This window comes from Pedobacter frigiditerrae (assembly GCF_004331645.1).
Classification (GTDB): domain Bacteria; phylum Bacteroidota; class Bacteroidia; order Sphingobacteriales; family Sphingobacteriaceae; genus Pedobacter; species Pedobacter frigiditerrae.
Genome location: NZ_SJSK01000003.1, coordinates 82,393 through 104,015, shown reverse-complemented (window position 1 = coordinate 104,015; position 21,623 = coordinate 82,393). Strand labels below are relative to the sequence as shown.

Genomic DNA, 21,623 nt, shown 5'->3' with positions numbered 1-21,623 from the left:
CTTAACAGTTTATTGTAAATTGACATTGATATCCATTATGCTGGACAGTTGGATTGTTTACCATGGCCCCTATCATTTTCAACCTACTTTCTATATTATGAAGACCCATTCCTTTTCTAGTTTTTTGTTCACCAATCGCTATACCCGTACCATTGTCTTGATAAGTAACAGTAATTCCTTTATCAACTACAGTGAAATAAATGTCAACTGTTTTGGCGTTTGCATGTTTGATTGTGTTATTTAAAAGCTCTTCCATAACTCGATATAAAGAAATCGTTGTAGTAGCACTGAGCTCATTAAGTTGAATTTCTGCTTGGTTATGGATGATAATTTGAATATGCTGACCTTGGACAATTGAGTCGCATAATTCTTCCAATGCACCTAAAAAACCATATAACTCAATCCCAGGGGGAGAAAGGTTATGCGAAATATGGCGTACATCTTTGATTACTTTATCAATAATATGCTTACATCGACCTGAAAAAATGGCTAAACTATTTTCAGAATCAGGTTTAAAAACATCTATGGTAAGCCTCAAGTTTGAAAGTGCAGTACCTACATCATCATGTAAATCCTGACCAATCCGTTTACGTTCATCTTCTTGGGAGTTAATTATTGCCTGAAGCAGTTCTTCCTGATGTAGCAATTGAACTTGTTGATCACGGTCTTTCTGCTTCAGTGTCTTATTCTGCAGCCTCACGTTTAGTAAGATAAAAGAAATCGCCAAGATGCACATTCCGGCAGTGCCAGCGAAAATCAGGACATATATATTTTCGTCGATGTTTTCCATTTGATAAATCCAAAAGCCATAACCAGGTAAAGCACAATAACAAAGGTATCATGCAGATTCCATATTAACATTTTCGCATCATGGCTTAATTTAAAGGTGATTACATTAGAGAGAATAAAAACAAACAAAGACCCCGAGAAATACAACAACAGGCCTGCATTGATGAGGTTAAAACCATTGTTAGTCCATGATTGGCTCGTATCAGTATCAACCGAGTTGAAAAAATACAGTAAGCTGTAACAGATAAAAATCAGGGCCTCTAGTGGTCTAACATAAGAGTTGAACTGGTATTTACTCTGAAAAAAAAGCACGTTGATTAAACATAACACGGGAAACACAGCCATGATTAGGTAGCTGTATTTCCTAAATGACCTGCTTTGGTTAAGTCCAACAAAATAGACTGCCAAGAACAAAAATTCCACTACAGTATAAATATGGAGTAGTGGTAGATTATTATTTCCAGATTGTAAGATTGCCATTAAGTTAATACTACCTGAAACAAGAAGATAAAGTAGTAAAACCTTAAACAACCTATTGATGTAGCGATAGTTATATACTGCCACACCAATAGGAATAAAAATTGAAATTGGAACAATCAGGCTTTGATAATAATAGGAAAATGAATGTCCGTAAATCGTTAACAATGACATCTGTTATTAGGACAATTCACTTTCTGGATCACAGCAGTGTGGGCAGGGCTTAGTAAAGTCATAGATAGATGAATCTTCTTCATCAGTTGTTGCAGGTTCTATGATATCTTTATAGGTACCAGCTTCATCAATAAGAACAGGAACAAGAACAGCAGAAATACCTTGTCCTTTTTTAAAACCCGGTTGATGCAAGGTAAAATAGGCTCTGGCACCTTTTGCCTCTGGGTATAGCTCAGACAAGGCCTTAATGTCTTCAAATGGAATATAAAAGCCTTTGGGTAGCACAGCATCTTGATCATCAAAGAGAGGTTTGATCGTTTCTCGCCAAAAATTTGTACGGTCCATTGCCTCAGCAAGCGAGATTCTGTTATCATCAAGAATTGATGCAGGTTTCTTTTTCATTAATTTAGTTTTTAGGGGGTTAATTTGTGAGCTAAAAGTAGCAAAAATGAAACGCCAAACAACTAAAAGTTGTATTCATTTATGCGCATATTTGATTGTTTTTTTCAATTTGCGCACTAAAATGTTCAATCTTTTTACATTTTGTAAATAAGGTATTAAAAATTTCAGTTTTATTTAAGGACATTAACCTTCTTCACTAAACTCAAGCCAACTTAGGTACTTCAAATGTAACAGAGACCAACAAAGAAATCAGTTACGAAGGTGCAACAGTTTGACAAACCTTCGTAAACAGGTATTAACAAAATAGGTAAGTCATTTCAAGTAGATGGTAACGAAGTAATTAAGTTTGATGCTGATGCAACAAAAGCTCAATAATAATACTATCATTAACTAATAAATACATTAAGCATTTGACAACAAAATAGTATAGCGCGAGCCTAATGTAATCTTGCATATCTACAACATAAACCTAAACATCCATTGTAGATCGGGCAACAACCTTTTTATATTTTAGTGTACCAGGCTTATAGTCTTCCAACCATTCAGCTGCAGTTTCTGCCAGAAAAAGAGATTTACGTTTGGCTCCATCGTCTTTGTTAACCTTGTTATAAACAGCCCTAAAATAATAGTGATTGTTAATTCGATTAAACTCAGTGTAATAAATATCTGCTACTCGCCTATTTCCTCTTATAATCACCATGTTTTCATCATTAGAAGTGGTTGATGGGCCACTAAAATTTGCCGAGCCCGTAATTACAACTGGATCATCTCCCAGTGGGTCAATTAACATGAATTTAGAATGCACGTAGGCTACATGTGTATTTAGTTTCAACTGTCTTGTAGATACTTCGCGTGTCCACTGATACAATGGGTCGTTTAAATAAGCACCCCAGGCTTTATAAACATTCTGTTTGGCATTAATATAAACAAATGGCTTTTTAGGTTTCTTTCCGTCTTTAAGCTTTTTAGGTTCATCTGGTTTTTCAAGCAGCATGAATGAAAGTTGATCGGTGTTTAGGTTATCTACCAATGCTTGTTTAAAAACATCGTTAACACCAAATGCCAAGGTTACGCAAGCCATTACATCGGCAGAGTCAAACATGGCAGCATAACTTTTTAATACTTTTTCTGTAGACCTTGGACTGAATATACAGGTAATACCTTGTTGTATGTCATTCCAATCCCTAAATTCAAAATTGCCATAAAGCTTTTCTATATCAAGCCTAAGGCTTGCCATTTTTGCTTTATCCCCTGCGTCATCGCCATTGTCTAATTGCCCTGGGTCTACAGACAAAATGGTCCAATATTTTTTAAAGGCTGTGGCAGTCTCCTTATTTCTTATCCAATGTCCTACGTTGGTTTGTCCATGAAAGCCACCTTCAGAAATATTTGTAGAACCTGTCCAAACTTGAGCGGGTGCTGCTTCGCCCCCTTTTTGGAAAACAATGAATTTATTGTGCTGAATAGAGCCCTTATTTGCTTCTCTTAAGATGATGTTTTGATCAAGCGCTATCCCAATGTCTTGCAACATCTTCAAATTTGCATCTCTCGGAAAAGAAACCATTTCATTTTCCTCATTCAATTTAGGGTTGTTTTTAGCATCAATAATGATTTTTACCTTAACCCCCTTGTCTATCGCTTTTTTAAATGCGGTAACCACGGGCTCATACCTAAATTCATAAAAACAAGCATAAAGCATATCGCCCTTTGCTGCCTGGCCAATAAATTTAAGGATGGCATCATCTAATTCCCTACTTAGCCATTGCTTGCATTCGGCCTTCAATATTGGATCTGTAATTTTATCTGGCCTTAGATTATTGAATTTGCGAGCATAGGCTTGGCTACTGGCCACACCACTGTTAAAAAAAACATCGTGCTCTCCAGTGGTGTAATAGGGCTCAGTTTCTATTTGAATGGTAATTGGGTCATTTTTTTTCAATGCATTAGGCTTCCCTGTCATTGGATAGATAGCATATTTATAGCTTTCGCCAGCGGTACAGGTAAAATCATCCCAAACAAAGCTCTGAATGGGGTGCTTAAATGTTTCTACACTGGTATCTTTATCAGGATTTGGGATAACGCTTCCAAAAACCTTGTATCCTTTTGGAACCTTTTTTTCTCCTGTACTTAGGTTAACTCTTTCGAATGCAAAACCGAGCAGGTTAGCTGTATCGGCATCTCTAAAATCGATGGTAAATGATACTGTATTTGTACCCGATACAGCGTATACGGTGTAACCTTGGGTAGGTTGCGATTTGCTTCTCATGAGATCGTTTTTAAATTGAAAAAAACCTAAATTACTTTTTTACTAAAGATAATAATTTAATGTAAGTTATTAGTTATTAACACTATATAACTTTATTAGTTAAAATTATACTTTTATATCATTAACTGCTAGGGTAAAATCACCTTTTGTTATCAAGTAATTATACCTGTTTAATTCTGTCGATTCCTTCGGGTGTTCTTCGGGCGGTGTTCGTCTCCGCATCGCTGTTTCTTTGTCACTTGTTCGTCTAGGCTTCGTTTCAGGCTCGCCACAGCATCGCTACTGCGTCGTAACAGAGTCGCCACTGCTTCGGTCATGCAGCGAATAAAGGACGAACAACAGACGACCCAGTACATAACCTGTAAGGATTCTGTTAGGTTGTTGATATAATGCAAAAGCGAAGGAAAGGCAAAGCAGCGTAGAGGGGTGAGCGAGGAATCGTGGAGTTGGTTAACTAGTTAGCTGACTAGCGTTTGATCGATGATTAAGGGGAGATTGACGGTGAGTTGTGAACGGTTATAGTTGCTGATGACTCACCAGATACTTTAAACTATTGTTATCTGCTAATAATTGTACAACCTCATTAGAATTGATTTCATAAACGAAAAGGTTCAAATCGTCATTGTATGGGTTGCTCCAATAGGCCTTTATATTGATATATTTTTCGCCGTTATCTTCAGCAAAGAGTTCAGCTAATTTTCCTTTAATGTATCGGATACCGTGATTTTTCCAACATTCTATAATTGATTCAGACAATTGGTAATGTCCTCTCTTTATTTCTTTCATCTGTGAAAGAACGGATATCACCCCTAAAAAGTTTTCCTTAAGCAAAAAATATATTACTAATTTTAATAAAGGCAAAAACCTATTGATCTCTGGCAACTCTTTTTAACCAAACCCCACTCTCGAACTTTATTTCTAGAGGCAATTCTAAAATCGAATAAGAAAATTCACACTTAAATTTTTTATTCTGAATAAATAAACGTTAATTAGACATTTATTTATTTGTATGAACGAAACGAGCTATGTTATAGGCGTAGATTATGGAACCGACTCAGTAAGGTCCGTATTGGTAGACACCGCTAATGGAAAGGAAATCTCCTCTTCTGTATTCTTTTATCCGCGATGGAAAAAAGGCATGTATTGCAATCCTGCACTGAATCAATTTAGACAACACCCTTTAGATTATATTGAAGGTTTAGAGCACACCATTAAAGATTGTATTGCAAAAGCAGGAGGAAACAACATTGCAGCTGCTATTAAAGGAATTACAGTTGATACAACGGGCTCTACTCCTATTGCTGTTGATAAAACCGGTACACCACTATCTTTAACAAAAGAATTTGCAGAAAATCCAAATGCCATGTTTGTGCTTTGGAAAGACCACACAGCAGTTAAAGAAGCTAATCAAATTAACGAACACGCTACTAAATTCCCTACAAATTATTTAAGCTACGTAGGTGGAATTTATTCATCAGAATGGTTTTGGTCTAAATTACTTCACATTCTTAGAACTGATAAAGTTGTAAGAAAAAATACGGTTTCTTGGGTAGAGCAATGTGATTGGATTCCTTTTTTACTTTGTGGTGAAACAGATGTAAACAATTTAAAACGCAGTCGTTGTGCAGCAGGACATAAAGCTTTATGGGCAGAAGAATTTGGTGGATTGCCACCAGAAGAATTCTTCACAAAATTAGACCCACTTTTAAAAGGTTATAGAGAAATTGCTTTTAAGGATACTTACACTTCAGACATCCCAGCAGGGAAATTAAGTGCAGAATGGGCAAATAAATTAGGTTTAAGTACCGATGTTGCCATTGGCGTGGGTGCTTTTGATGCACACATGGGTGCTGTTGGTGGACAAATTGAACCTTATTACTTAAGTAAAGTAATGGGTACAAGTACATGCGATATTCTTGTTGCGCCTAATAAGGATATGAAGAACAAATTAGTTGGCGGTATTTGCGGGCAAGTTAATGGCTCAGTAATACCTGGCATGGCTGGTTTAGAAGCCGGGCAATCTGCTTTTGGCGATGTTTATGCTTGGTTTAAAAATTTAATCAGCTGGCCACTAGACAATTTATTAAATGATTCATTAATTATTGATGAAACAACTGCCAACGCCTTAAGAGAAGAAGTTGAAGGCAAAATCATAGCTACCTTAAGCAAACAAGCTGAAGCTTTAACCGACGATGATTACGCAGAACTTGCTGTAGACTGGTTAAATGGTAGAAGAACACCAAATGCAAACCAAGAGCTTAAAGGAGCAATTACTGGCTTAGGTTTAGGAACAGATGCACCCCGGGTATTTAGGGCATTGGCCGAAGCAACCTGTTTTGGTGCAAAAAGCATCGTAGAAACTTTTAAAGAACAACATGTTCCTGTAAAAGGAATTATAGGCATTGGTGGTGTAGCTAAAAAATCGCCTTATATCATGCAAATGATGGCTGACATTTTAGAAATGCCAATCAGGATTCATCGTTTTGAGCATACTTGCGCTTTAGGTGCAGCTATGTTTGCAGCAGTTGTAGCCGGAATTTATCCCAATGTAGAAGCCGCAATGAAAGCAATGGGAACTGGTTTCGAAAAAGAATATCAACCAAACCTTAAAAAGAGAAAAATGTATCGTCACCATTACCTTCAATATCAAACTTTAGGTAGACATATAGAAAAATATAACAAAAAGGAAGCAAATCCTTATTTATCATGAGTTATACAAACATAAAAGAAGAAGCTTATATCGCCAATATGCGCTTGCCAAAATTGAATTTAGTGTTATTCACCTTTGGTAATGTTAGCGCAGCTGATAGAGCAAAAGGCGTATTTGCTATTAAACCAAGTGGTGTGCCGTACGAAGATTTAACGCCAGAGAAAATGGTGATTGTGGATTTTGAAGGCAACACGGTTGAAGGCAATTTAAGACCTTCATCAGATACGCAAACACATGCTGTTTTATACAAGAACTGGAGTGATATCAGCGGAATTGTTCACACCCACTCTACTTATGCAACGGCTTGGGCGCAAGCTCAACTGCCCATTCCAATTTTCGGCACCACACATGCAGACCATTTAACGGTTGATATTCCTTGTGCACCGCCAATGAATGATGAAATGATTAAAGGTAATTACGAATATGAAACTGGTTTCCAAATCATCAATCACTTTAAAAACCTAGAATTAAGCCATAAAGAGGTAGAAATGATTTTAGTGGGTAACCACGCTCCTTTTACTTGGGGTAAATCTGCAGAAAAAGCAGTTTACAACAGTGCGGTTTTAGAAGCGGTAGCACAAATGGCATTGTTAACGCAACAAATAAATCCAAGTGCACCTAGATTAAAAGATTCGTTGATACAAAAACATTTTGAGCGTAAGCACGGTGCTGGTGCTTATTACGGACAAGAGTAAGGTTAATTGTGCAAACTGGTTGAGAGTTTAATTGTAAAAACTGGTTAATTGGTTAACTGCATCCTACGATTAACCAATTCAAACAATTAACCAATTAAACTCAACAAACAATTAACCAACAACGATTAACCTATTTAAACAGTTAACCGATTAAACATAAAAACTATTAGCCAATATAAAATTAAAATGATTGATTTAAAGAAATTTCAAGTTTGGTTCATTACTGGAACACAAGATTTATACGGAGAAGAAACCTTAAAACAGGTTGCTGTACATGCTCAAGAAGTAGCAGAAGCGCTAAATAAAGAAGGAAAAATATCAGTTTCTGTAGTTTACAAACCTATCGTAAAAACACCAGACCAGATATTTGAAACCCTACAACAAGCTAACGTTGATAAAGATTGCATTGGCGTAATTACTTGGATGCACACCTTCTCTCCTGCTAAAATGTGGATTAGAGGCTTAAACATCCTTCAAAAACCTTTATTGCACTTACATACTCAATTTAATCGTGATATTCCTTGGAGCACCATTGACATGGATTTCATGAACTTAAACCAAAGTGCTCACGGTGATAGAGAATTTGGATTTATGGTTTCGCGTATGCGCAAAGACCGTAAAGTGGTAGTGGGACATTGGCAAGATGCTGAAGTTATTGGCCAGATTGATACTTGGGCAAGAGCAGCAGCTGGATGGAATGATTGGCAAGGTGCTAAATTTGCTCGTTTTGGTGACAATATGCGTTATGTTGCCGTTACTGATGGCGATAAAGTAGAAGCTGAAATGAAATTTGGTTTCTCTGTAAACACTTATGGGATTGGCGATTTAGTAGCTATCATAAATAATGTTAGTGATGAAGCAGTTAAAGCCTTAGTTGCAGAGTATGAGGCAACTTATACCATGGCAGATGATTTAAAAACTGGTGGTGTAAGACATGCTTCAGTTTATGATGCTGCTAAAATAGAAATTGGCTTAAGAAAATTCTTGGTTGATGGTAATTTTAAAGGTTTCTCTGATACTTTTGAAGATTTACACGGAATGATTCAATTACCTGGAATAGCTGCACAACGTTTAATGGAAGATGGTTACGGATTTGCAGGAGAAGGTGATTGGAAAACCGCAGCTTTAGTGCGTGCTTGTAAAGTAATGGGTGCTGGTTTAGCAGGTGGCAATGCATTCATGGAAGATTACACTTATCATTTCGACCCATCAAACTCAATGGTTTTAGGCTCGCACATGCTAGAGATTGATTCTTCATTGGCAAAAGGAAAAGCAAGTTTAGAGGTTCATCCATTAGGCATTGGTGGTAAAGCAGACCCTGCTCGTTTGGTATTTAACGTTGCTGGCGGTAATGCATTAAATGCTTCTTTAATTGACATGGGTAACCGTTTCCGTTTATTGGTTAACGAAGTAGAAGCTGTTGAAGTAGAAAATGATTTGCCAAACTTACCTGTTGCAAGGGTTTTATGGAAACCACTTCCAGACATGAAAACAGGCTGTGCAGCTTGGATCTATGCAGGTGGTGCTCACCATACAGTTTATAGTCAAAACTTAACAACAGAACATTTATTAGATTTTGCAAATATTGCTGGTTTAGAATACATCAATATTGGTGCAGATACAAAAATCAATCAATTTAGAAATGAACTTCACTGGAATGAAGTATTTTATAAATAACAAAACCTTAAACCAAATTAAACCACAATTATGAACAATTTAACAGGGATAGATTACGCAGTATTTATCTTTTACTTTATCTTAATATCTGGCTACGGATATTGGATTTACAGTCGCAAAAAAAACAAAGGCGTTTCTGGCAGCCATGATTTCTTCTTAGCCGAGGGTTCTTTAACCTGGTGGGCAATTGGCGCATCGTTAATTGCATCGAATATTTCTGCCGAACAATTTATCGGTATGAGTGGTCAGGGTTTCCAAGTTGGTATCGCGGTAGCAGCTTATGAATGGGTGGCAGCAATTGCTTTAATCATTGTGGCTGTTTGGTTCATGCCTGTTTACTTAAAGAATAAAATCTACACCATGCCTCAGTTCCTACAAACGAGGTATAATGAGACCGTAAGTTTAATCATGGCGGTTTTTTGGTTGTTCTTATACATTTTTGTTAACCTAACTTCAATTTTATACCTAGGTTCTATTGCCATTAGCAGTATGGTTGATCCGATGTATTTTAAATACATTGTGATTGGCTTAGCAGCTTTCTCATTGATCATTACCTTGGGTGGTATGAAAGTAATTGGCTTTACCGATGTAATTCAAGTTGTGGTATTGATAGTAGGTGGTTTAGTTACAACCTATATCGCATTAACAATGGTGAGTGATCACTTTGGATTAGGTAAAGATGCCATTGCAGGTTTTAAAATGTTAATGACAGATTCGCCAGACCACTTTAAAATGATTTTGGCAAAGCCTGATGCAAACTCTACGCAAGAGTATGTAAACAAATATTTAGCCTTACCTGGTATTGCCATGTATTTTGCCGGTCAGTGGATTGTGAACTTAAACTATTGGGGCTGTAATCAGTACATTACACAACGAGCGTTAGGTGCTGATTTAAAAACTGCAAGAACAGGTATTTTATTTGCTGGATTTTTGAAATTAGGTATGCCAATTATTGTAATGTTACCTGGTATTGCGGCTTACGTATTACACAGAAATGGTGCTTTACAACATGAAATGGCACCAGATGGCAAAGTAATTGCAGATAATGCTTATTCTGCGGTATTAACTTTCTTACCTACTGGATTAAAGGGTTTATCATTAGCAGCTTTAACGGCAGCAATTGTAGCTTCTTTGGCTGGTAAGGCAAACAGTATTTCTACCATCTGGACTTTAGATATTTACAAAAAATACATTAACAAAGCTGCTGACGATAAAAAATTAGTGGTTGTTGGTAGATGGAGTATTTTAGCGGCAATTGTAGTTTCTGTAATCCTTACTTGGGACGATTTATTGGGAATTGGTGGCGAAGGAGGATTTACTTTCATCCAAAAATATACTGGTTTTATTAGTCCGGGTGTATTTGCAATGTTCATTTTGGGTATGTTCTGGAAACGTACCACAGGAACCGCAGCCATTGCTGGTTTAGTTACAGGATTTCTACTTTCTGTAGTATTCAATAATTTTGCGCCTACTTGGTTTGGCCATGATAATTTCTTGTATACAGCTTACATCAATAAAGATGGTGTGTACGAAATTCCATTCTTAATCTGTATGGGTTTATCATTCTTGTTTACCATGATTGTAATGGTAGGCTTGAGTTTATTAGGTCCGAAAGTTAACCCTAAAGCATTCGAATTAGATAAATCTATGTTTAAGGTTGCGCCTTCTACTTTGGTATTAATCGTAATTACTTTACTATTAATTACGCTGATCTACGTTAAGTTCTGGTAATACAATAATTGGTTGGTGAGTACACCAACCTGGGAAAAGGCGATAATCTTAATTGGTTATCGCCTTTTTTGTTCATTAATCTAACCTTAGTCTGGATTTGCAATCTCGACTAACATACCTTTAATTATTGGTTGGTGAGCCACCAACCATGAAACCATGCGTTATGTATGTTACTCAGCCTTCCACCGCATTAAGATTGCCAGTCAAGCTGGCAATGACGAGATGTGTTAACTAGTCTCCCAACTTCACCATCGCTTTAATCACCCCATTTTTTGGGTCGAGCCAATTGGCGAACTCAGCTTTAACTTCATCAAAATTAACTTGATGCGTGATGTAAGTGGTAGGGTTAACCAAGCCTTTTTTCATAGAGGCTATTACATGTTCAAAATCTTCGATAGTTGCATTTCTGCTGCTCATTAAAGTAGATTCACGTTTATGAAACTCTGGGTGATTAAATATTAAATCGCCTTTTTGTAGTCCAATCAACACAAATCTTGCACCATGAGCCATATAATTAATCGCATTATTAATTGCTTTTTGGTTTCCTGTGGCATCAATTACAACTGTTGGCATATCACCATTGGTAATTTTGCTTAATTGCTCAACTACATCAGCATCTAAAGCATTTATGGTATGGGCAACTTTTAATTTATCCTTACAAAACGCCAACCTATCGTTGTTTATATCTACGGCAATTACCTTCGCCCCTGCTATTCTGGCAAATTCCATTGTACCTAAACCAATGGGTCCAGCACCAATAACCAAAACAAATTCACCTTTTTGAACATCTGCCCTGCGAACACCATGAGCGCCGATAGCCAAAGGTTCTACCAAAGCTAATTCATCATAACTTAAATCTTCTCCGTGCAGTAATGTTTTTGATGGCACAGAAAGGTATTCACGCATTCCGCCATCAACGTGGACACCACAAACTTGTATTTTAGCGCAACAATTTGGCTTATTCATTCGGCAAGCAATACATTCGCCACAATTAAAATAAGGGATGAAAGTTACTTTCTCACCAACTTTAAAATCGTCATTACCATCAACTGCTATCAACTCTCCAGAAAGTTCGTGACCTAAAACTCTTGGGTAATTGAAAAATGGCTGTGTACCTTCAAAAGCGTGCAAATCTGTCCCGCAAATACCAATTCGTTTAATTTTAATAATGGCCTGACCCTTTTCTAATTGAGGCTTTTCAGTAGCTGAATATTCGAAAGTTCCGGGAGTTGTACAGGTTAAGGTTTTCATTTTCTATATTTTCCTTGGTTGGTGTCTCCATCAACCGAAATGTTTTTATTTATTAATTGCTCTATCCTTTGATAAGCTAAGCATAGCAGTGTAATTGGTTGGTGAGGAGACCAACCAAGGAATCTCTTACGCGTTAGCCAATGCTCTATCTAAGTGCACATAGCCGCCATCAACGTGAATAATTTGTCCAGTTGTATGACTTGATTTATCAGACATTAAAAAGGCAGCCATATTTGCAATTTCTTCTGCTGTTGTCATTCTATTTTCCAAAGGAATTTTAGCCGTAATTTCTGCCAATTTCTCTTGTGCGTTAGGTAATGTTTCAATCCAAGTTTCGTAAGCAGGTGTCCAACATTCGGCAACCATGATTGCATTTACACGAATACCATATTTCAATAGTTCAACGGCCCATTCCCTTGTTAAGGCATTTCTACCACCATTTGCAGCAGCATAGGCCGAAGTATTCCCTTGTCCGGTTTCCCCAGTTTTAGAAGTAATGTTTACAATTGCACCTTTAGATTTAATCAATTCTGGCAAAGCATAATGAGCCATTAAATAATAATGCACCACATTTTTATGTAACGACGACATAAAATCTTCGTAATTCCCATTTTCAAGACCTACACCGTCGTTAACTCCAGCATTGTTAACAAGACCGTCAATTTTACCGAACTGCGCTATAATCGCTTTAATTACAGCCTCACACTCTTCTGGTTGTGCCAGTTCTGCTACAAACTGAAAAGCCTTGCCGCCATTCGCATTTATTGCATCGGTAACTATTAAGTTATCAGCCGCTTTACGACCAACCACAACTGCAATTGCTTCTTCCTTGGCAAATAGCTCTGCCATTGCTTTGCCTATTCCTTTTGCACCACCTGTTATGATGATTACTTTATCTTTTAAGTTTAAATTCATGATGTATGTTTTTATTATAAATCGTCACCCTGGACTTGTTTCAGGGTCTTTTATGCAGGAAAGATGCTGAAATAAATTCAGCATGACGAAACTTACTTAAGCATATTTATAATATCTGTTCTTCTTGATTCTGGTATAACCTTTAAGCTTTCTATTTTTCCATTTTTTAAAGTTCCTTCGACAGTTGTTTGGTATGGCGCATACAATTTAAAATGTACATCCCAGGTTTTTGGCCATGCAGGAAACAGCAAAATTTTTGTTCCATCACATTGCATCAACATTTCTTGCAATCCTATCATTCCAGAGCCACCCCAGTTATGGTCTGGTGTCCAATCATATCCTGGCCCCCAAAAAGCTGGAAATCTTCTTCCTGAATCTTTTAATTTCAAAGTTGTTAACCGAGCCGCTTCATCGGTTAGTCCTAATCTGGCAGCGAAAATATTGTCTTGTTTCCAACCAATATGACTTCTGAATTTCAATACATCAGAATCTAACTGGTAAGTATTTATTGCTGTATCTAATCCAAGCTTGCCTGCTCCATAAATCCCCCATGGAAAAACAGGATACAATTGTGGGCTTTCTGTGTTGTTAAGTCTCTCCCATAACTTTGCAGGAGAAATGGTTGGCTTTCCATTAAACTCTCTAAAACTAATTGGCGGAATTGTATTTAACATTGCTTTCCAATTCTGTTTTTGTTCTTCAGAAGCTGATTTTATCTCTGTTAACCTTTGTAAAACTGTTTTTAAACCCGCAATGGTAGATGAAGCATTATAAGCCATCTTATAGGTCTCTGCCGCAGAACTTGGATATAAAACCAAATGCCCATTTGCATCTAAAGTTTTTGCTCCTCTTTGTTTAGCTAGATAAGTATAATGCTCTCTAAAAAAAGTAAGGCTACTTTCTATCAGTGGAATATATTTTTGAATGTTCTCTCCATTATAACGTTCTGTTTCTAAAATCATCATACAAAACTCTAGCACGGTGTCCCACTCATATTCTAGCCAAGCGTTGTATTCCATTCCCTTGTTAAAATCTGCAGGACGTTTCCATCCGTATTCTGTAGGATTTGGTAAACCGAAATTTTCTATTTGCTCTGTAAAACTCCCACCCTTGTGACCCCAAGCAGCTTCTGTTCTTATCTCCGCATTTTTAAGGATGTTTAAATAGAAATCGAATTGAGGTTTCATCATTTCAAAATCTCCACTTTTTAACATTGGCCAGTAAACTAAACGTTGATTTTGTGCGGTATGTGTTCCTCCGCCCCAATTTCTAAAATCTGGGGTAAATTTGAATGAAGTATCTGTTAATTGAGGGTCGAATGTGAAAAGTCCACCATTAAATTTTGTTGGCCAATCACCTTTAGCATTAGCCCCTAACATATACCTAAACAATTGGTAATTTTTACCAACCTGATTGGCTAAGCTATCTGATGAATTGATGTAAATGAAACTTTTTTTCCAGTAGTTATTCCACCAAGTTTTATTAGCTGCAAATGACTTGGTAGCATTGTATTTCTGATTCTCAATTGAGTTATTATCTCGACTGCTTTTTAATAAAATAGCAATCTGATTAGAGGTGGAAGGTTTTGCGCTTCTGATAGTCCAGCCTTTATATGGTGTACTTAAATATTGGCCGGTATAGTTGCCTGCTGCAACCATATTTTCGCCTTGCATTACGCCACCAAAACTTAGGTTTTTTAATGGGTTAAACATTGTCGATTTATAGCTTTCTAAACCTTGTTGCTTAACTACCACATCAAATACTGTTTCTGCATTATTTTGATGTGAGAATTCGATTTTATTTCCATTAAATGCTATCTCATCCTTGCTTGTTTTTACAATTCCTTGAGGTGCCCATTTGTAAGAATTCTGGTTATTTTCTTTTCCTATGGTTACCCTATCTTCAAAACGCCAGCTTTCATAACTTGCTTCTGCAATTATATTATTATTTGATTTAACTTCAAGATTTACAATAGGTTTAAAAACGTCTATCCAAACATTTACTTGAGCATTAAGTTTACCATTTATACCTGTAATTTGAACATATCCATCTTTTAGAATCAGTTCTTGTTTAAAGGTTTTTCCCTCAAAAGGATTGGGGCTTAATTTCAGTTTTACTCTACCCAATTTTAGTAAAGTATTGTTCTCGTCAAATGTTCCACTTCGTGATAAATAAAGGTAAATTTCTCCATTTTCTACCCACACATTTATGCCTATATCACCACCACCAACAGGCATAGATTCTGATGAGTTTTTGCTTTGGCTAGTCCAGGTAACATTTCGTTGCTGTGCTTGTGTATTATTATTTAACCACAGAGACACGAAGAGCACAGATAGCATTTTTAACCGCAAAGAAGCAAAGGGCGCAAAAAAAGATTTTAGTGCCGGGGCTATAAACCATATAAGACATTTAAGGAAATATAAGTTCCTATATTTCCAAATTAGTGTTCTTTGTGTCTTTGTGGTTAATCTCATTTTAATAATCCCAATTATCAGTTCTAAACGATGAAACTGGCAAACCATCATTACCAAACAAATCTCCAATTAAGAAGTCTTTAAAAGCATAACGTACGGCAACTGGCGCTTTTACGTCTGCTGAAGTAACCGTAACACTACTTCCTGTAATTTTAGCGGTAGCTGGATAAAACTTCTTGTCTTCTCCTGCTATTTCAAATAAAGTTAAATCTTTACCAAAAGAAGTTAACCCATTTGGCACATTCTTGAAGTTAATTACGGCTTTATCTTTATCAATAGTTATGGATTGGTAATCTGGACTTGCAAAACCAAATCCCTTTACATCGTAGGTTTGCGCCAAAGCCTGATAAGCCAAGCGTGAACCAACATCTTTTTTGTTTGCAGGATGAATGGTATTTCCATCGCCAATATCCATTAAAACTGCCATTCCGCTATTTGGAATTTTAGACAAAGACTTCCGCTGTGCGTCTCTTAAAAAAGCTGAATTTGATTTTGGATTATTAACAATAGGCTTATATTTGTTTGGAGCTATCTGTGCATAATAAAAGGGAAATTCGCCCATTCCCCAGGCTTTTCTCCAATTGCTTACCATTGCCGGAAATAAATCTTCGTATCTATCTGGTTTATCAACGTTAGACTCCCCTTGATACCATATTGCACCTTTGATACCATAACCAATTACTGGATGCAACATTCCGTTGTACAAAGTAGTTGGTGTTCTGCTCACTTCTTTAATGGTATCTGTTGGTAATGGAACTTTAACTTCTGGGAAAGCTTTCAAATCATCAGATGACATCCAAGCTTCTATAGTTGAACCGCCATAGCTATCGCCAATTAAACCTATTGGCACGCCTAACATTTCACTCAATAATGAACCAAAATAATAGGCAGTGGCGCTAAAATTGGAAACTGCTTCAGGTCCTGCAACTTTCCAATCTGATGGTTTACTATTCTCCTGTCTGATTGTGATTGAAGAACGAGGTACAGTGTAAATTCTGATGTTAGGATTTTTAGATTTTAAGATGGTTTCATTAGCACCTAAAATTGGCTGGTTTTTAAAGCCTTTCAATGGCATCTCCATATTAGATTGACCACCACAAAACCAAACCTCTCCTATTAAAATATCTTTTAAAACCAGTAACTCTCCATCATTAAGGCTGATTTCGAATGGTCCGCCAGCTTTTGGAGTTGCGACTTTAATTTTAAATTTCCCTGTGGCATCGGCCGATGCCGTATATAGTTTTTTATTCCATGAGGTAGTAATTTTAACCGTTGATAATGGTTTTGCCCAACCCCAAATGGCAACGTTACTTTGTTGCTGTAAAACCATATGGTCCGTAAAAATAGATGCCGGTTTAACCTTAGCAAATGCCATTGATGACATTGCCAAGAGCCCAATAACTACAATTGATTTAAGAATTATTTTTTTCATCAGTCTGTGATTTGTTTTTGGTTTCATTTTCTTCTTCTTTTAATGCTTGTCTTCTCCAATAGTTAGCTAAAATAGACCCTGAGATATTCATCCAAGGGCTAAACACAGCAGCAGCTAAACCAACGGTACCTAGTTTACCCATTGAACCGGCAAGTCCAGATGCCATGCCTCCGTTCTGTAAACCTACCTCAAACGCCACCGTTCTTGATGATTTTTTATCCAATCCAAATACCCGGCTTAATATATAACCAAACAAATAACCAGCTCCATTATGGATTACAGAAGCTAGGAAAAGCAAAAATCCCACTTTTAAAAGATTTTCTCTACCTGCCGCCGTAGTTACTGTTGTAAAATATACAATGCCAAACATAGAAATATAAGGCATTATATCATCTAATTTTTTGATTTTTAAAGTAATGAGGTGATAAACTACGCCAACCAAGAATGCGCCAGTAAAGAAACTAAAAATCTCTACTGATGCCATCGCCTCTGGATTAGCAAATGTTTGCTCCAATATATTCCACAAGCCAAAATACAAAGCCGCAAGCCAAACCATACAAGCAATAGAAATTATTTTAACCGTGCTGACTCCTTTTGGCGTAGCTCTTTTCAAATAATCGTGTACCAATGCCGCACCAATTGGTACAATTACTATTTTGATGATTTCCATCATCATGTTAAAAAACTTAATTTCTATTAAAGTCCCTGCTAATAATTTCATCAATAATGGAGTCATGAACGGTGCTATTAATGTTGCTATGGCCGTTACCGCTACAGATAATACCAAATTCGCTCTGGCAATATAAACCATCACATTGGAGGCTAAACCACTAGAACAAGAACCAATTAAGATGATGCCTGCCGCAATCTCCGTTTCGAAATGGAAAACCTTAACTAGCAATAAGCCCATTAGAGGCATGATAGAAAAGTGGCATAACAAACCAATGATTACACCTTTTCCACTATTAGCCAAACCAGCAAAATCCTTTAATCCCATTTGTATGCCCATACCAAACATTACAAATTGAACTACAACAAGAATTAACCATTTATTGCGCAAATCGAAACTGCCCCATTTTAAAAATGCAGTTGGATAAATCATTCCTACAACAACTGCAGTGATAATCCAAGCGGTGTATTGATAGTTTTTTAAACTTTCTAACGCTCCAATTCCAATGGCTAAACTTACAGCCAATGTTACAGCCGCAGGTTGCCAAAGATTTAGATTGCCTGTAAAAATGCCAAGCACCAATGCAATGGCTGCAATAATGCTTATCAACAAACAAAGCTTTCTGAATTGATACATCGTCAGCTATTTAAAAGTTGTGCAATGTGCTGTATAGCTAATGTTGGACTTGACAAGATTGGAACTTTCTTTTCTGATTCTTGTAAGGTATCAACCACCCTAGACATTGAGGCTTGAGCCAAAACAATCACATCTACTTGTGATGAAAGCTCGATTAAAGCCTTTGCTACCATCTCATCATGTATCTCTGGGTTACCGCCCATTAAGGCATCAAAAGCACCTTCACAAAGTTTAGATGTTAATTCAATTTCTTTACCTACAATTGCAGCTCTACGTTTTACTAAATCACTTGTCGGACCTAAAGTTGTTGGCAAAGTGGCAATCACTCCTATTCTTTTACCAGTTTTTACAGCTAAATCTGCCATTGGCTGGTCTACACGTAAAACAGGCACACTAGTTAATGCTACTGATGCTTCTATGGCAGCGCCGATAGACGAACAGGTTACTAAAATGATATCAGCACCTGCTAATTCAGCAGAACCTACATGATCTACCACTCTTCTAGCTGTTAATTTGGTGAGCTCATTTCTAGTTATCACATCTTTGATTAAGCTGTCATCAACAATGTTGAACACATTTACATCTGGTAAATATTCACTACACAATTTTTGAAAAACGGGAACTAAAGTAGCTGAGGTGTGGACAAGTCCTAGTGTTTTTTTCATATCGGTTATGTTTGGTTTGGTTCTATGTCTTTAGCGGCAGTTAAAAAGAAATCTTCTTTTCCAACTTGTCCACCTTTAAAGGCGATTTGTAAATGATTAATTGCTGTGTTTGGTGCATGAGCTTTACACAAGGGTGAGCCTGGAGAAAGTGGAGCTATCATTTCTACCGCTTCAATTCCCATTGCTCTTGCAGCATAGCTTGATGTATCGCCGCCAGCTACAATAATTCTTTTTAAGGAAGTTTTTTCTGTAACCAGTATAGCAATTTTTCCTAATAAAGCTCCATAAAGTTTAGCTGTAGTTGATTTTGAAAAAGATCTGAATATAAATACTTTATCAGTTTCGATTACACGTTCATCATCGTTACCTAAACTGGTATGAATAATGATGCTTTTACCTTTTTGAATTAATTCAACAGCTTTTGTGGCATAGGCTTTAGCCACTTCATTTAAGTAATTAATATTTTCAGTTAAACTGGATGAAGAAACTTGTTTGGCTAAGGTGATGGTATCAATGGCTACTTCGGCAAAGCCTTTGTGCAAGGCAAAGCTAATTTGTGTTGAAGTAACAGCAGAACAACTTCCAGAAGCAATTAGAATGGGCCCATCAACTTTGGCTATCTCCCATTTTTGTTCTGATTTTAACAATCCACTTTGTTGCCAATAAGCACCTAAAGCCATTTCTATTCCTGATGAACCAGCAGAGAAAAGTATATCTTCCTCATTTGCCTGTGCGTCTATTATTTCTCCAATTGATGCCAAGTCTTGTTGCTCTAACGCATCGAAAAGGACAATATCAGCTGCAAATTCTAAATCTTTTGGTTCTTCTTGATATTGATGTAAATCTAAGATATTGAATAAGTCAATGTTTTTTTCTGTCTGCTTAGCTAAACGTAACCTAATATCACTTTCATCGGCTGGAGTTACGGGATGTTTACTCATAGAGGGATGCCTATCTAAGCGGTAAATAGCGCCTGCACTTCCAATTCCCATTCTTGCGAATAGATTTCCGAAAAGCATATGTCTGCCTAAAATTGGCGCAGCTACCAATACAGGAACGAATTTAGATTTGAATATAGCTGCTCCTATATCTATCGCTTTCCCAATACTTCCAATAGCAGGAGATGAATCGAAAGTTGAGCAAACCTTATAGTGAACGTGTTTCGGATTAAGTTTTTGCAAATCAGCAAATGCTGGAGTTAATACCCGCTCCATTTCTATAGGAGACATCGTTCTACTCATTCCAGCTACTCCTATTGCTTGTAAATCAGGATAATTTTTAAGCTGAGCTAGTGTTGGGGCTTCAATAAATAACATTGTTTTAATTCCTGCTCTGCTCAAAAACTCTAAGGCATCGGTTGAGCCTGTAAAATCATCTCCGTAGTAGGCAATTAATAAGCTATTTGTTGAGTTCTCCATTATTTTTTACCGAATAACTTTACTGAATTATTAAATTCTGCATGTTTAGCTGCGATTTGTTCAACAGACAAACCTTCTACCGCACCTTGCCAAGCTTGTTGCAAAGCCAAAACACCACCAGTTGGTCCGTCTGGATGAGCCATAATTCCGCCTCCAGCCATGTACAATAAATCAACTGTTTTCGTTCTACGATAGGTTTCAGGCGCTTGTCCACCCCATTGCCCAGAAGAAACGACTGGCAAGACTGAACCACCTAAAAATGGTTTTAAACAAGCTTCAATTGAAGTCACAACTGAATCATCAGACTCCCAAAACTTGTTCTGAATGCCATTCACGTGAATTTGGTCGACACCCGATAAACGCCATATTTTTTGATAAGCCGGAAACTCAATCCCTAACAAAGGATGGCGATTTAACATTCCCCAACCATTTCTGTGTCCGTGAATTGCCAATTGCCCATTATCACAAATCTTCTTCACTCCTGCTAAACCCACACTATTTAAGCTAATCATTGCTGATGTTCCGCCAGCATTTACAACTTTCTCATAGTTGCGTTGCATTTGGTCCATTTCATCGCTGATGTTAAAGGCATACATTACTTTTTTGCCAGTTTTATCAGCTTGTGCATTAATTACGTCCATAATTGCATCAACTCTGTTGGCAAAAGGAGAATTAGCTGATGAACCTAACAATTCATCGTCTTTGATAAAATCGATGCCAGCTTCAGCTAATGTTTTAACCAATGCAGCCGTTTGCTCAGGAGACATTCCAATGCTTGGTTTGATGATGGTGCCAATTAATGGCCTGTTGTAAACATTGGTTAGTTTTCTACAACCTTCAATCCCAAACCTCGGTCCTTTATAAGCATCTGCAAACGAAGATGGAAACTCAATATCCATCAGCTTTAAACCTGTAAATTGAGTTAATTCGTATAAATTACCCTGTAAGGTGGAAACCAAAACTGGCAAATTATAGCCAAAATTTTCTATCGACCAAGAAACTTTAACCAAAGCTCTTTGGTATGTACCTGGTTTCAATTTTACGCTAGGAATAGATGGCTCTGAGGCTGAATCTAATCTTTCAATCGATTCTACCCTAGCCGCAAAGCGTTGTTTCAGTTCTTCAGTTTCTCCAGGAACGGCTATAAAAGTGCCAGATGATTGTTCGCCTGCCAAAACTTGGGCAGCTTTTTCTATGTCAAGCGGTGTTTCAATGTAATATGTTGCGGTAATTCTTTCCAT

17 protein-coding genes are annotated in these 21,623 nt (G+C 37.1%); 4 read left to right on the top strand and 13 right to left on the bottom strand.

Annotated features, from left to right (window positions below; translation table 11 throughout):
• Nucleotide 1 precedes the first annotated feature (1 nt).
• The 5 genes from EZ428_RS12230 to EZ428_RS12210 form a co-directional block, all read right to left on the bottom strand.
• Nucleotides 2-790 (bottom strand): sensor histidine kinase, encoded by a 789-nt coding sequence (locus EZ428_RS12230; RefSeq protein WP_131553458.1) that lies wholly within the window; start codon nt 788-790, stop codon nt 2-4.
• Nucleotides 757-1,440 carry a hypothetical protein gene (locus EZ428_RS12225; RefSeq protein ID WP_131553457.1) on the bottom strand — a complete coding sequence of 228 codons (684 nt, stop codon included), beginning with the start codon at nt 1,438-1,440 and terminating at the stop codon, nt 757-759. Before EZ428_RS12225 ends, EZ428_RS12230 begins: the two co-directional genes overlap by 34 nt.
• Nucleotides 1,441-1,446: 6 nt before the next feature.
• Nucleotides 1,447-1,842: a hypothetical protein gene (locus EZ428_RS12220; protein WP_131553456.1), complete on the bottom strand. Its 396-nt coding sequence runs from the start codon at nt 1,840-1,842 to the stop codon at nt 1,447-1,449.
• A gap of 469 nt (nt 1,843-2,311) precedes the next feature.
• Complete coding sequence (locus EZ428_RS12215) at nt 2,312-4,108, bottom strand: phospholipase D-like domain-containing protein (RefSeq protein ID WP_131553455.1); 1,797 nt, start codon at nt 4,106-4,108, stop codon at nt 2,312-2,314.
• Between the two features lie 516 nt (nt 4,109-4,624).
• Nucleotides 4,625-4,894 carry a hypothetical protein gene (locus tag EZ428_RS12210; protein WP_165501764.1) on the bottom strand — a complete coding sequence of 90 codons (270 nt, stop codon included), beginning with the start codon at nt 4,892-4,894 and terminating at the stop codon, nt 4,625-4,627.
• 223 nt (nt 4,895-5,117) lie between these two features.
• On the opposite strand from EZ428_RS12210, the gene EZ428_RS12205 reads away from it, so the two are divergent.
• The 4 genes from EZ428_RS12205 to EZ428_RS12190 all read left to right on the top strand — a co-directional run bounded on the left by EZ428_RS12205 (nt 5,118) and on the right by EZ428_RS12190 (nt 10,921).
• Nucleotides 5,118-6,818, top strand: coding sequence for a ribulokinase (locus tag EZ428_RS12205; protein ID WP_131553453.1), 1,701 nt, complete (start codon nt 5,118-5,120; stop codon nt 6,816-6,818).
• On the top strand, nt 6,815-7,513 hold the full coding sequence (locus EZ428_RS12200; protein WP_165501763.1) for an L-ribulose-5-phosphate 4-epimerase: 699 nt from the start codon (nt 6,815-6,817) through the stop codon (nt 7,511-7,513). Before EZ428_RS12205 ends, EZ428_RS12200 begins: the two co-directional genes overlap by 4 nt.
• A 186-nt stretch (nt 7,514-7,699) precedes the next feature.
• On the top strand, nt 7,700-9,190 hold the full coding sequence (gene araA, locus EZ428_RS12195) for an L-arabinose isomerase (RefSeq protein ID WP_131553451.1): 1,491 nt from the start codon (nt 7,700-7,702) through the stop codon (nt 9,188-9,190).
• A gap of 30 nt (nt 9,191-9,220) precedes the next feature.
• A complete protein-coding gene (locus tag EZ428_RS12190; RefSeq protein WP_131553450.1) occupies nt 9,221-10,921 on the top strand; it encodes a sodium:solute symporter family transporter in 1,701 nt (566 codons plus the stop codon).
• 231 nt (nt 10,922-11,152) lie between these two features.
• Here the strand turns inward: EZ428_RS12190 and EZ428_RS12185 are convergent, their stop codons facing one another.
• The 8 genes from EZ428_RS12185 to EZ428_RS12150 all read right to left on the bottom strand — a co-directional run bounded on the left by EZ428_RS12185 (nt 11,153) and on the right by EZ428_RS12150 (nt 21,623).
• Nucleotides 11,153-12,172 carry a zinc-binding alcohol dehydrogenase family protein gene (locus EZ428_RS12185; protein WP_131553449.1) on the bottom strand — a complete coding sequence of 340 codons (1,020 nt, stop codon included), beginning with the start codon at nt 12,170-12,172 and terminating at the stop codon, nt 11,153-11,155.
• Nucleotides 12,173-12,298: 126 nt separating this feature from the next.
• On the bottom strand, nt 12,299-13,087 hold the full coding sequence (locus tag EZ428_RS12180; protein WP_131553448.1) for an L-fucose dehydrogenase: 789 nt from the start codon (nt 13,085-13,087) through the stop codon (nt 12,299-12,301).
• 92 nt (nt 13,088-13,179) lie between these two features.
• A complete protein-coding gene (locus tag EZ428_RS12175; protein ID WP_131553447.1) occupies nt 13,180-15,426 on the bottom strand; it encodes a DUF5703 domain-containing protein in 2,247 nt (748 codons plus the stop codon).
• Nucleotides 15,427-15,562: 136 nt separating this feature from the next.
• Entirely contained in the window at nt 15,563-16,993 is a 1,431-nt protein-coding gene (locus EZ428_RS12170; RefSeq protein WP_131553446.1) for a sialate O-acetylesterase, read from the bottom strand.
• Nucleotides 16,974-18,299 carry a bile acid:sodium symporter family protein gene (locus tag EZ428_RS12165; protein WP_131553445.1) on the bottom strand — a complete coding sequence of 442 codons (1,326 nt, stop codon included), beginning with the start codon at nt 18,297-18,299 and terminating at the stop codon, nt 16,974-16,976. Before EZ428_RS12165 ends, EZ428_RS12170 begins: the two co-directional genes overlap by 20 nt.
• Before the next feature lie 2 nt (nt 18,300-18,301).
• Nucleotides 18,302-18,964 (bottom strand): aspartate/glutamate racemase family protein, encoded by a 663-nt coding sequence (locus EZ428_RS12160; protein WP_131553444.1) that lies wholly within the window; start codon nt 18,962-18,964, stop codon nt 18,302-18,304.
• 5 nt (nt 18,965-18,969) lie between these two features.
• Nucleotides 18,970-20,382 (bottom strand): four-carbon acid sugar kinase family protein, encoded by a 1,413-nt coding sequence (locus tag EZ428_RS12155; RefSeq protein WP_131553443.1) that lies wholly within the window; start codon nt 20,380-20,382, stop codon nt 18,970-18,972.
• Entirely contained in the window at nt 20,382-21,623 is a 1,242-nt protein-coding gene (locus tag EZ428_RS12150) for a ribulose-bisphosphate carboxylase large subunit family protein (RefSeq protein WP_131553442.1), read from the bottom strand. Before EZ428_RS12150 ends, EZ428_RS12155 begins: the two co-directional genes overlap by 1 nt.

Coding starts and splice junctions, on each gene's coding strand:
- EZ428_RS12230 (WP_131553458.1), bottom strand. CDS start 790: ATGGAAAACATCGACGAAAATATATATGTCCTGATTTTCGCTGGCACT.
- EZ428_RS12225 (WP_131553457.1), bottom strand. CDS start 1,440: ATGTCATTGTTAACGATTTACGGACATTCATTTTCCTATTATTATCAA.
- EZ428_RS12220 (WP_131553456.1), bottom strand. CDS start 1,842: ATGAAAAAGAAACCTGCATCAATTCTTGATGATAACAGAATCTCGCTT.
- EZ428_RS12215 (WP_131553455.1), bottom strand. CDS start 4,108: ATGAGAAGCAAATCGCAACCTACCCAAGGTTACACCGTATACGCTGTA.
- EZ428_RS12210 (WP_165501764.1), bottom strand. CDS start 4,894: ATGAAAGAAATAAAGAGAGGACATTACCAATTGTCTGAATCAATTATA.
- EZ428_RS12205 (WP_131553453.1), top strand. CDS start 5,118: ATGAACGAAACGAGCTATGTTATAGGCGTAGATTATGGAACCGACTCA.
- EZ428_RS12200 (WP_165501763.1), top strand. CDS start 6,815: ATGAGTTATACAAACATAAAAGAAGAAGCTTATATCGCCAATATGCGC.
- araA (WP_131553451.1), top strand. CDS start 7,700: ATGATTGATTTAAAGAAATTTCAAGTTTGGTTCATTACTGGAACACAA.
- EZ428_RS12190 (WP_131553450.1), top strand. CDS start 9,221: ATGAACAATTTAACAGGGATAGATTACGCAGTATTTATCTTTTACTTT.
- EZ428_RS12185 (WP_131553449.1), bottom strand. CDS start 12,172: ATGAAAACCTTAACCTGTACAACTCCCGGAACTTTCGAATATTCAGCT.
- EZ428_RS12180 (WP_131553448.1), bottom strand. CDS start 13,087: ATGAATTTAAACTTAAAAGATAAAGTAATCATCATAACAGGTGGTGCA.
- EZ428_RS12175 (WP_131553447.1), bottom strand. CDS start 15,426: ATGCTATCTGTGCTCTTCGTGTCTCTGTGGTTAAATAATAATACACAA.
- EZ428_RS12170 (WP_131553446.1), bottom strand. CDS start 16,993: ATGAAAAAAATAATTCTTAAATCAATTGTAGTTATTGGGCTCTTGGCA.
- EZ428_RS12165 (WP_131553445.1), bottom strand. CDS start 18,299: ATGTATCAATTCAGAAAGCTTTGTTTGTTGATAAGCATTATTGCAGCC.
- EZ428_RS12160 (WP_131553444.1), bottom strand. CDS start 18,964: ATGAAAAAAACACTAGGACTTGTCCACACCTCAGCTACTTTAGTTCCC.
- EZ428_RS12155 (WP_131553443.1), bottom strand. CDS start 20,382: ATGGAGAACTCAACAAATAGCTTATTAATTGCCTACTACGGAGATGAT.
- EZ428_RS12150 (WP_131553442.1), bottom strand. CDS start 21,623: ATGGAAAGAATTACCGCAACATATTACATTGAAACACCGCTTGACATA.